We start from the raw sequence: 11565 nt of genomic DNA, 5'->3' as shown, positions 1-11565 counted from the left end.
ATGAAGGAAAAATTTATCCAGATGTCTGTTGATGCACCAGAAGCACAACCTTTACTTGACCACCTATTTGCTGAATATGAAGAAATTTATGGTGATTTTTTTGCAAGTAAAGGAGCTGAGGCTGCTGCCGAACGTAAAGAACATCATGATCGTGAACGATATGAAGCGGCTGAAAAATATTTGCCGCCAACGGGACTGTTTATCGTATTGAAACGGGATGATGAAGTCATTGCCATGGGTGCATATAAACGTTATGACGATGAAACCGCAGAATTAAAACGGATCTGGTCACATCGTAATTTGCGCAAGCAGGGTCTGGCTGCAAAAGTTGTCAAAGAACTTGAAAAACAAGCTTTGCAGGCTGGATATAACAAAATCTTTCTGACCACAGGCTTTAAACAAATTCCGGCAGTTAAATTATATCTTAGTCTGGGTTATGAACCCCAATTTGAATTAACACCAGATTTTAACTTTGAAAAATATATCGGCGCACCACTTCATGGTGGACTTCCTTTTAGGAAAATATTAAAACAAGAGGAAATCGCATGAGTTCAGACCAATATAAAATTATTCCGGCACGTCATCCATGGCGATATATCGGTGTAGCGCTCTCACTATTAATTATAGCTGTCGTTGCGGAATCTATTTTTTCAAATAAAAATTGGGGTTGGCCGGTCTTTAGACAATGGTTTCTTGACCCAGCAATCCTTAACGGCTTACTCATGACATTAAAACTCACGTTTTGGTCAATTATTTTTAGCCTGATCCTCGGCACAATTGTTGCCATGATGCGATTATCTTCTTCATGGTTGGTCAGATCATTGGCATGGGTCTATATCTGGATGTTTAGATCACTACCGTTATTGCTAGTTCTAATTATTTTGTATAATTTTTCCTATTTGTATGAATATATTTCGGTTGGCATTCCTTTCACCAATCAAAACTTCGCCCAGTTCAAAACCATCAATGCACTGGATCAATTCTCCACTGCGCTGGTTGGACTGGTAATTGTACAAAGCGCTTATACGGCTGAAGTAATACGAGGTGGAATTCTATCTGTTGATCATGGTCAATTTGAAGCCGCAGCAGCACTGGGGCTTTCATGGTGGCGTAGAACCACACGAATTATCTTGCCACAATCTATTCGTAGCATTATTCCAGCCATTATCAATGAATGTGTGGGTTTATCCAAAGGAACATCTATTGTCTACGTTCTAGCCATGCCTGAATTATTTTATACCGTACAAATGATTTATAACCGTAATCAGGAAGTTATTCCGCTTCTCATGGTCGCTGCGGTCTGGTACATCATTGTGACCAGTGTATTTTCGATTGTGCAATGGTATATCGAAAAAATTCTGGCAAAAGGCGAACGCCGCTCTGCAATCAATCATTTTTCTTTCTTTCGTAAAACCAAAAATCTTTCGCCGCAACAGCGTGTAGGAGCAGGTTATGACAGTTAATCAAACAGCACAACATGCGATCGGACATATTCAAATTAATCACGTTTTCAAAAATTATGGTGCACACACTGCATTGCAGGATATCTCTCTTGATATTCCTGCCGGTTCAGTAACGGTAATTATTGGTCCATCAGGATCGGGAAAATCCACATTATTACGTACTATTAATCATCTGGAACGTGTCGATGGCGGTTTTATTCAGATTGACGATGAATTCATTGGTTATCGGAAAGAAGGCAACAAACTTTATGAATTGAAAGAACGAGACATTCTGAAACAGCGTAAATCGGTAGGTTATGTTTTCCAGAATTTTAATTTATTTCCTCATTTAAATGTTTTACAGAATATTATTGAAGCACCATTGGCACATAAAAAGCTCAATAAAGATCAAGCGATTTTAAAAGCCAATCAACTACTAGGACTGGTTGGGCTCAGAGAAAAAGCCGAAGCATGGCCCAAACAACTTTCTGGAGGACAACAACAACGTGTTGCGATTGCCAGAGCTTTGGCACTGGATCCCAAAGTCATTTTATTTGATGAACCAACATCTGCACTTGATCCTGAATTGGTGGGTGAAGTGCTGAGTGTGATCAAAAATCTGGCAAAACTGGGAACGACCATGGTTATTGTTACCCACGAAATTGGTTTTGCCCGTGAAGTTGCTGATCATGTTGTGTTTATGGATCAAGGTAAAATTATTGAACAAGGCAATGTTCAGCAAATGCTGGAAAACCCTAAAGAGGAACGGACGAAGAATTTCTTATCTCGTGTTTTATAATCCTTTAATGGAATTAAATTTTTGTGAGAGTTTTATATTGTTAATCATCAAGAAAATCATTACCAATAAATACTCTTGCATTTTTTATTTCAATATCAATAAAAATAATATCTATATTTGACATTATTACTTATTTTAAATTATTGATATATTTTTAATAAATTAATCTGAAAAAAATTATTCATAACCTATGATTAAATCCATATAAATAAAATACGTTGGCTCCATTATAATCATACCACCTTATTTTTATTATAGTACGAACAATGACAAGATTAATTTACCTAGATTATGCAGCAACCACCCCCATATTACCTGAAATTTCCGAGGCAATTATTCGATGTTTGTCCATAGACGGCGATTTTGGTAATCCTGCTTCATTATCACACCATTATGGTTTGGATGCTGGAAAACTTGTAAAAGCAGCCAGAAAACACGTTGCAAATTTAATTCATGCTCAACCTAAAGAAATTATCTGGACATCCGGTGCCACGGAATCAAACAATTTGGCATTAAAAGGCATTGTAGATCGTTATAAAAATCAGAATAAACATATTATTACCAGCAAAATAGAACATAAAGCCATTTTAGACACCTGTGCAGAGCTGGAAAGCCAGGGGTTTCAAGTGACGTATTTACAGCCTGAGCCACAAACTGGAATCATTCACCCACAACAGGTAAAAAATGCCATTCAGCCCAATACCATTCTAATTTCATTGATGATGGTCAATAATGAAATTGGCACCTTAACCGATATTCAATCTATAGGAAATTTAGCGCATCAGCATCATATCCTCTTCCATGTTGATGCAGCACAGGCAGTCGGTAAAACTGCCATTGATGTTCAGGCATTACATGTCGATTTAATGAGTTTATCCGCCCATAAAATCTATGGACCTAAAGGGATTGGCGCATTGTATGTTCGTCATGACATACAAAAAAATTTAAAAACACAAATTCATGGTGGCGGTCATGAACAAGGTTTACGCTCAGGTACACTGGCCACGCATCAAATTGTAGGAATGGGTGAAGCCTGTCGATTGGCAAATCTTAAATGGGCAGAAGAACAACAACGCATCAGCAAACTGAGAAAAAAACTGCTTAATGATTTACAGACATTAACACCGATTAAATTAAATGGGCATCCTGAACAACATGTTGCCAATTATTTAAATGTTAGTTTTTCCAGTGAACGTGCTGTTTCCATTATTCATAGCATCAAAAAAATTGCTGCTGTTTCCAGTGGCTCAGCATGTAATTCACACCAAGCAGCACCTTCACATGTATTAAATGCCTTGGGAGTTTCAGAGCATCTAGCTGGGCATACAGTACGTTTTAGCTTTGGTGCCTATACCACCGAGCAAGATATTGAACAGATATTAACAACGCTGTCTGCCCTTTTACAACCCCATGTAAAAGCTATTCAGCACGCTACTGTTTCGGTTTAGCACACCAAGCAACTTAAAATAAAGCAGGATAAATTCTAAACATGTCAAAACTTAATATTAAACATATTTCTTTTCTTATTCCAGGTAATTATCCCGATGATCATCCAGTGAAGGGTTTGGAACAAACACTCCAGCTTTTTGAATTAGGAGAACAATTGGGTTATAACGGTGCATGGGTCAGACAACGACATCTGGAACATGGCATTTCTTCTTCTGCGACTTTTTTGGCTGCGGCAACACAACGTACTCATAAAATAGAACTAGGGACAGCAGTTATCCAACTAGGGTATGAAAGTCCTTTTCGTCTGGCTGAAGATTTATCAACAGTTGATGTTCTCTCTCATGGGCGACTTAATGTTGGACTAAGTACCGGTAAACCTCTACATGCAGAATTAATTGCAGAACATGTATTTGATCAGCACTGGCAACAACAGGATTTTTCTTACCAGCGTGTACAACGATTGATTGATAATTTGAGCGGTCGCTATTTAGGAGATCCCGACACATGGATTGAATCTCCGGGTAATCGGCAACGTCCACGGTTACAACCGTATGCCAAAGGTTTGACCGAACGGCTCTGGTATGGCGGTGGATCATTACGTTCTGCACGTTGGGCAGGAGAAAATCAGTTAAATTTACTGATTGGAAATTTAACCTCAGGTGAAGATACGGACGATTATTACACAGCACAATTACGCCAGCTTGCACTTTATCGGCAAAATTTAAATCAACATCATACTCATAAATCCAGAATAGCTGCTGGGCGGGTTATTATCCCATTTGATCATGCCGATCAATCAACCCAACGCTATTATCAAGATTTTGCTGCAAGTCGCTATCAACGTACCTTATCTCCTCAAGGAGAGCGTCGTACTTTATTTTCTGAAGATATTATTGGTCATGCAGATCAAATTCTGGAAAAATTATTCAATGATCCAGTATTACAACAAGTTGAAGAACTACGTCTGGAATTACCCTATGAATTTAACGTAATACAGTATGCTCAAATTATTACGGATTTTATTACTCTGATTGCACCTCAATTAGGCTGGAAACCGACAATTTATCAGGGCGATAAAAAAACAGCTTGAATTTAAAAAATTTTATTTTCTGTTTATTCCCTAATAACTCATCTTAATCAAAAGATGAGTTATTTCATTTTGACAATTATACAATTTAAAACCGATAACTTATACGACCATAGTAATATCCACCATAACTTCCAAACGGTGAAATATTTGGATATTTCGACCCACCACTAATGTCTCCACTTGCAAGAATCACTGCCGATGTCGTTTCATCAGGATAGGTATTGAATAAATTATCTGCACCCAACGTAACCGACAAATTATCTGTGAGATGATAAGTTGCATCCACATCAACAATCCATTTTGCACCATAATAAGAATCTGTTGCAGCTGTTGCACCTCTGGAAATAACACTACCATAGCGTGATAATCGAGTATTAATATCAAATTTTTGATATTGCCAATTTGTACCCAAAGTAAGCTTGGTTTTTGGATTTGCTACAGTTACAGCCCCAATTGCAGCACGTCCCACACGATTAACGTTAATACCTTGTAATTCTTCTGGATTATCAGCAATACCTGTAATTTTGGTTTCATTATAATTAAAGCCAAGATTCCAGCGCAGCCTTCCATAGTTTTGTAATTGCTGCGTATAATCAATTACTACATCCACACCTGTAGTTTGAGTATCAAACAAATTAGCAAAATACTGTACCGTTTGTATATCTGAGAATCCATTGGCAGCCAGAATGGCACTGACACCGCTACCAGATAATGCAGATGTTTGTGCAATACGATCTTTTAAATCAATACGATAAGCATCTATTGCAATATTAAATTTATCGAATGGACTGAAGGTTAGCCCTAATGAATAATTCTTTGATTTTGTGGGCTTAAGCTCTTCTGCTCCAAGTGCTTGCGCCAAAGTAGCATCAGGTCGAACCAGTTTACTTTTTCGGTTAGCATAAATCCCATTCACATCCGGCCCATATCCAACTGTTGTAGTACCATAACCCTGCTGTACCAAGGACGGAGCAACAAAACCACTACTTACTGTTCCTCTTACAGCCAAATTAGGCGTAATAGCATAACGACTGGTTAATTTTCCATTAAAAGTATTGCCAGAGCTATCGTCATAATGTTCAAAACGACCTGCCAATCCCACAAACCAATTTTGTGTAGCATCCAGACCAAGATCGAGATACGCCGCAGTATTGCTACGATCAATATCGGCCTCATCATCTGGTTGAACCAGTGCAACTCCAATTAAACCAACGTTAGCCTTAGTACCAGCATTATCACCTGAATTAAATACATAGCCACCATCTGCATAAGCCAAAGCATCTGTTGCTTTAATCGACCAGCCCTCCTTGCGGTAGTCCAAACCCCAAGCCACACTTAATGGATTAACGCCTAAGCCAATATCAAAGGATTTTTTAAAATCAAGATTATTGACCCATTGATATGCCTCATATTTTTGTAAACCGAAATTGGTTGGGCTATTTGTTCCCAATGATGCATTGATGTTATCCGTGGTTGTTGTATCTAAAATATTTTTTCCATAAGATGTACTGATATCCCAACTCCAGCCCCACAGTTGATCACCTTTTATGCCCCAAACAGTTTGGAAATCAGATTCATCCAACTTCATTATTGGTGCTACACCATCAGGATAAATCTCATCAACAATATAAATGGAGTTTGCACGCCTAAACCCCAGTCCAGTCACAGCCTTGCGCCACCCTGCGGTGCTATTTGAATACAAGATTGCTTGGTCAGTTAAAGGAAGTTCAGCATTATACGCAAGGTTAAGTGCCTCAACAGAAGGAATACCTGCACGATAGTTCCATCTATCAATTGTTGTTTCACGAGGGTCAGGCTGACCATTAATTGTTGAATAGAATTGACCTGAAGCTGCCGCAGCACGAGTTACTGCATCTTGATTTTTGTAATCATAAGCGAAATGAATAAAACCCTCTTGTCCCAAAGGTAAGCCAAAATCGCCATTGGTTTGATAAGTTTCACCATTTTGCTTTTCATGATCGGAATAATGCGCACGCCCACCATAGGTGCTGGTTAAACTCCCGCCATGATCAGTCGATTTTAATACAATGTTTATAACCCCTGAAATTGCATCAGAACCATATTGAGCCGCAGCCCCATCCCGTAATACTTCGATTCTGGCAATGGCACTGATCGGAATCAAATTCAAATCAGCCGCTTGATAACCTTCAATGATTGAGCCATTGGTTACATATTGCGCACCGACATGCCGCCGCTTACCATTGACCAAAACCAAAGTATGACCACCACCAAAACTACGTAACCCTGCCGAACGAGCAACAGCACTATACGAATTGGTCCAGCTTTTAATGGTATCCACTTTAAAAGATGGAATCAGCTTGGCCAAAATATCCTGTAATGCCACACTATTGCCCTGTTTAAGCAACTGCTCACCACTAATGATATCTACGGGTGCGGGACTTTCTGTTACAGTACGAATCCCACCACGATTTCCAACAACAACAACACTTTCCAGTTGCTTGACATCCTTATCTTCAGTAGGTACTGATGTATTACTTGTATCCTCAGCAGCATATAATACGCTTGCAACCCCACAACTCAATACCAGAATAATGGCCTGATGTAATTGTGATATTTTGAAATGCCATAATTTAGAATCTGGTTGTGTTAATTTTTCCTGTAACATTAATCGCTTCCTCAGTGATGTTATAATACGGAAATTGAATTTAAAAATTAATTAACTGGGTAACCCCGAGGAAATGGAATATATAAGACTTTTATGACATAATTAAATATGAAAAAATTAATTCCTTATGATAAAAATTCTTATAAATAAATTTAGATACAAATATAAAATCTTAAGCACATAAAGCAATTTTTAATATAAGTTAATCATATTTTTATTTACTATTTTTGAATATTCAAAGATTTTTTTAATATTTCATTTCTACAATAAAAATCTGTTTAATACGAAATAATTAAGAAGATGAAAACACGTATTCAGAAAGATCATGGCATACAATTTAATGCAAAACATGATTAGTCATACTGTATAGAGTTAAATCAATCTTAAAAATTAAATCAGGAAAATTTATCTATGTGGTGCAATAAAAAAAATCTACTGGTCGGGTTAATACTTGTTATAGATATAAATTTAAATGGGTGTAATCAAGAAAAATCAAATTCAACAACAACTGATCAGAAAGCTACGATTCAAACCAGTCAATCTTCAACCACTCTCGACACGGCAACATCAGATTCTCTTGCAAAAGAACAATCTATTCTGGATCAGAATACTCCAGCGATTCACACACAACCTAATCCTAAAGCCATTCAACTGATCCCAGATCATTTTAAACTGGTTGAGGCAGGTTATTTAACCGTTGCCGTTCCATCCATTTCTGCTCCACCACTACTGGTTTTGGCTGCGGATAATAAAACCTATATTGGTGCAGAAATTGACATTGCCCGATTGATTGCAGACAGTCTGGGTTTACAATTAAAAATTGTCCCAACCACTTGGGAAAACTGGCCTCTGGGACTGGTTTCCGGTAAATTTGATGCGGTACTCAGTAATATTGCTGTAAGAGAAGAACGCTTACAAAAATATGATCTGGTCAGCTATAGAAAGGATACTTTGGCATTCTATGTTAAACAAAATAGTAAAATTGAGGCTATCACAGGACCTGATGATATTTCTGGTTTAAAAATTGTTGTAGGTTCTGGCACCAATCAAGAAAAATTATTACTGGCATGGATTGCTGATAACAAGAAAAAAGGCTTAGTACCAGCACAGCCTATCTATCTTGAAGATAGTGCAGCAGCATCTTTAGCCTTACAATCTGGACGTGTAGATGCTCTGGTCATTCCAAATGTCGCTGGTCGCTGGCAACAATTAAACGGTGTCAAAATCAAACAAGTCGGACGTCTTAATGGCATCTGGACCGTGGCTGTAGCGCTAAAAAAAGGCACTGGTTTTGCGAATGCAGTGCAAAGTTCGCTAAATGGAGTCATCACATCAGGAGAATATAAACAGGTATTTTCTCGCTGGGGATTACAGGATGATGCTCTATCAACATCCAGTATTAATCCACCTGTTGAAAATCAATAAGTCTTCCAACAGTTTCATGCATATTTAATGAAAATACAGCGGATAAATTGATATTTTTCCATTGATTTTTGATGGATAAAGCGACCCAAGTATATCGATCAGGTCGCTTGATTTATTATTGTGCTGCTTTTAATTGATCGAGTATTTTCTGCAAAATTGTTAATCTGGCAATATATTTATCGTTGGTCGCAACAATATGCCACGGTGCGGCATGTGTGTCAGTATGGGCAAACATATCTGCAGCAGCCTGAAGATATTGCTCCCATTTCTGTCGATTACGCCAGTCTTCATCGGTAATTTTAAAACGTTTATGTGGAGTATTTTCACGGGCAATAAAGCGTTTTTCCTGTTCATCTTTATCTATCGCCAACCAAAATTTAATCAACACAGTATTATGCCGAGTCAGATTTTGCTCAAAACGGTTAATTTCTCCATAGGCACGTTTCCATTCATGTGGTTTGGCAAAACCTTCCAGTCGTTCCACCAGTACACGTCCATACCATGAACGGTCAAATATGGTAATGCCCCCATGTGTCGGAATTTTAGTCCAGAATCGCCAGAGATAAGGGCGACTTAACTCATGAGGTTCTGGTGCGGCAATGGTATGAATTTCATATTCTCTGGGATCAAGTTTTTTGACAATACGCTTAATGGCACCACCTTTACCTGCGGCATCCATTCCTTCAAAGACAATGACGATATTACGATTATCCTTCCGCATGGCACGTGCAACTTTTTTGGTTAATTCCTGAAGTTGTGCCTTATAATCTGTCTTATCCAGTGCATCATCCGGAACCTTTAATAATACTTCGGGAATCTTGGCTTTTTGCCAGTGACCTGTGATTGGTGCTGGCATAATCTCTGCCAATGGTGTTTTTAACGCCTGTAAAATATGTTGAGCAAAACGCTGGTCACGCATGGTACCGTTTTCACCGTCAATCACAATCCAGTCATCGGTAAAGTGTTGTCTGATTTTTTGTAAATTGTCATATTGTGCTTTGCTGCGCCAGTCCAATCCATGCAGTTGTTGCCATTTCTGTTCACTTGGATCCAGTTTATCCAAACGTTTCTGTAGTGCTTTCCATGATAAATCAATCCAGATTTTGATTACATGAACATGATTGGCACACAAATCCTGTTCAAAAGCGCGCATACCATCTACATAACTTTGAAATTGTGCTTCAGAAATTGGAGCTGAAATATGTAATGCCGTAGTGAGCGCATCACTATACCAATTGCCGAATAGCAAAGTCATTTGTCCCTGTTTGGGAATAAAGTTTGCATAAGGTTGCCATGATGGTTGTTCTGCAGTTAATAAATGGGGTACATCTGCCTTCACAATCAAGTATCGTGGATCAACCCATTCTCTAAGCTGTTGTACTGCTTCCCCTTTACCAGCAAGCTCAATACCACTAAGTAGGATTAACAGACTTTTACCTTCTATACCGCCACGATTTGCCCTGAGTTGATACTGTGCCTCAATTAAATCGACAGAAAGTTGATTTTCATCTCTTAAAACAAAATCATCGGTTTCATTATTGTGCATGTATTCATCCGTATTGCTGGTTATTTTGTATGTTACAGTTATACTGCGCTATATATTTATGCTTTGTAAATACTTTTTATTGAATCGGTGAATGACAACCAGCGCGTGTTGAAATTTAATCTTTGCAATGAAAAATGAGAAAAATTCTGTATTTGAGGCTTAAATTTAATATGTGATTAATTCTTAATACGCTCTAAATCAGCAATGATCAATATTTAAAGTTATGGCTTATAATAAGTCTGATTGAAATCTGAACTTCATCGTCATGTTTCATGGATGATTTGATTGATCATTTTAGGGATAATCGTCTTAGATCATTTTAATTGACCCTTTATTTTCTGATACCTAATGGCATTTCGTTGATACTTTATTTACCATGAGGCACTCATGTCAAAATTTGCTTTTTTATTAAAACAATTAGATGCATATGATGCTATGGCTCAGCATCAAGATCCCATTTTGGCAAAACGCTTTATACAAGTACAGAATTGGCAAAAACAACGTGTTCAGTACACGCATCAAGCCTTATTTAACACAAAGCAACATCGCTTGATCAGTCATTATTTTTTAAATCGCCTATATGGTGCATCAGACTTTGATCAATTGGCATTTCAGCTACGCCGTATTGCCAATCATGCGCACCTGGTTGAAAAAATCATTCCTGCCAATGCTTTGAAAACCGGTGATGCCGCCATTGAACTGGCGTATTTATCATTACGGCTGGACGAAGATATTGCACAATATTTATTAAAGCATTTTCCTGCCGACTATGAATTAAACGATGAAATTATGCGTCAGGCTTATCTACAATGTGATCAATATTCTCTGCGTTGTCAACAAATGGCTTTACTGGATACACTGGGAGAAAAACTGGATTTGTATCTGCGTTCACGCATTGTCAAGACTGCTTTTAAGTTATCCAAAGGGATGGCCTATCGCTACAAAGTTGATCCGATTTATGAGTTTATTAACGAAGGCTTTCAGGCAATGGAACCTTTACAATCCGCCAAAATATTTATTCAGGGATTTACCCAAAAAGAACGACAAATTATCGAGGCAGTACATAACGGACATCCTCGTCCATTTGAGCTTTAATCAAGGCAATCTTGCCATTCACTAATGATTTCATTTACGACTCAAATTTTCACATGCCTAGTGAGCATGAAT

General features: G+C 38.0%; 9 protein-coding genes. 7 read left to right on the top strand and 2 right to left on the bottom strand.

The genetic code is table 11. The features are described 5' to 3' along the window. The 5 genes from F4V57_RS06685 (at nucleotide 1) to F4V57_RS06665 (ending at nucleotide 4780) form a co-directional block, all read left to right on the top strand. Complete coding sequence (locus F4V57_RS06685) at nucleotides 1-549, top strand: GNAT family N-acetyltransferase (RefSeq protein ID WP_070070313.1); 549 nt, start codon at nucleotides 1-3, stop codon at nucleotides 547-549. Continuing rightward, nucleotides 546-1463 (top strand): amino acid ABC transporter permease, encoded by a 918-nt coding sequence (locus F4V57_RS06680; RefSeq protein WP_070070314.1) that lies wholly within the window; start codon nucleotides 546-548, stop codon nucleotides 1461-1463. Before F4V57_RS06685 ends, F4V57_RS06680 begins: the two co-directional genes overlap by 4 nt. Continuing rightward, nucleotides 1453-2241 (top strand): amino acid ABC transporter ATP-binding protein, encoded by a 789-nt coding sequence (locus F4V57_RS06675; protein WP_070070315.1) that lies wholly within the window; start codon nucleotides 1453-1455, stop codon nucleotides 2239-2241. Before F4V57_RS06680 ends, F4V57_RS06675 begins: the two co-directional genes overlap by 11 nt. Nucleotides 2242-2507: 266 nt before the next feature. Continuing rightward, a complete protein-coding gene (locus tag F4V57_RS06670) occupies nucleotides 2508-3689 on the top strand; it encodes an aminotransferase class V-fold PLP-dependent enzyme (protein ID WP_070070316.1) in 1182 nt (393 codons plus the stop codon). 41 nt (nucleotides 3690-3730) lie between these two features. Beyond that, nucleotides 3731-4780 carry an LLM class flavin-dependent oxidoreductase gene (locus F4V57_RS06665; RefSeq protein WP_070070317.1) on the top strand — a complete coding sequence of 350 codons (1050 nt, stop codon included), beginning with the start codon at nucleotides 3731-3733 and terminating at the stop codon, nucleotides 4778-4780. Between the two features lie 85 nt (nucleotides 4781-4865). Here F4V57_RS06665 and F4V57_RS06660 read toward each other — a convergent pair whose 3' ends face one another. Next, complete coding sequence (locus F4V57_RS06660; protein WP_070070318.1) at nucleotides 4866-7427, bottom strand: TonB-dependent receptor plug domain-containing protein; 2562 nt, start codon at nucleotides 7425-7427, stop codon at nucleotides 4866-4868. A 411-nt stretch (nucleotides 7428-7838) separates the two neighbouring features. Between F4V57_RS06660 and F4V57_RS06655 the strand changes: the two genes are divergently transcribed. Next, nucleotides 7839-8852, top strand: coding sequence for an ABC transporter substrate-binding protein (locus tag F4V57_RS06655; protein WP_081409157.1), 1014 nt, complete (start codon nucleotides 7839-7841; stop codon nucleotides 8850-8852). Nucleotides 8853-8967: 115 nt separating this feature from the next. Here F4V57_RS06655 and pap read toward each other — a convergent pair whose 3' ends face one another. Then, nucleotides 8968-10398 carry a polyphosphate:AMP phosphotransferase gene (gene pap / locus F4V57_RS06650; protein WP_070069042.1) on the bottom strand — a complete coding sequence of 477 codons (1431 nt, stop codon included), beginning with the start codon at nucleotides 10396-10398 and terminating at the stop codon, nucleotides 8968-8970. A gap of 387 nt (nucleotides 10399-10785) precedes the next feature. On the opposite strand from pap, the gene F4V57_RS06645 reads away from it, so the two are divergent. After that, entirely contained in the window at nucleotides 10786-11493 is a 708-nt protein-coding gene (locus tag F4V57_RS06645) for an FFLEELY motif protein (protein ID WP_070069043.1), read from the top strand. Nucleotides 11494-11565: the final 72 nt, after the last annotated feature.

This window comes from Acinetobacter qingfengensis (assembly GCF_008693185.1).
In the GTDB taxonomy this organism is placed as follows: domain Bacteria; phylum Pseudomonadota; class Gammaproteobacteria; order Pseudomonadales; family Moraxellaceae; genus Acinetobacter; species Acinetobacter qingfengensis.
Note: the sequence above shows the minus strand (reverse complement) of the source record. Positions and strands in the feature narration are given on the sequence as shown.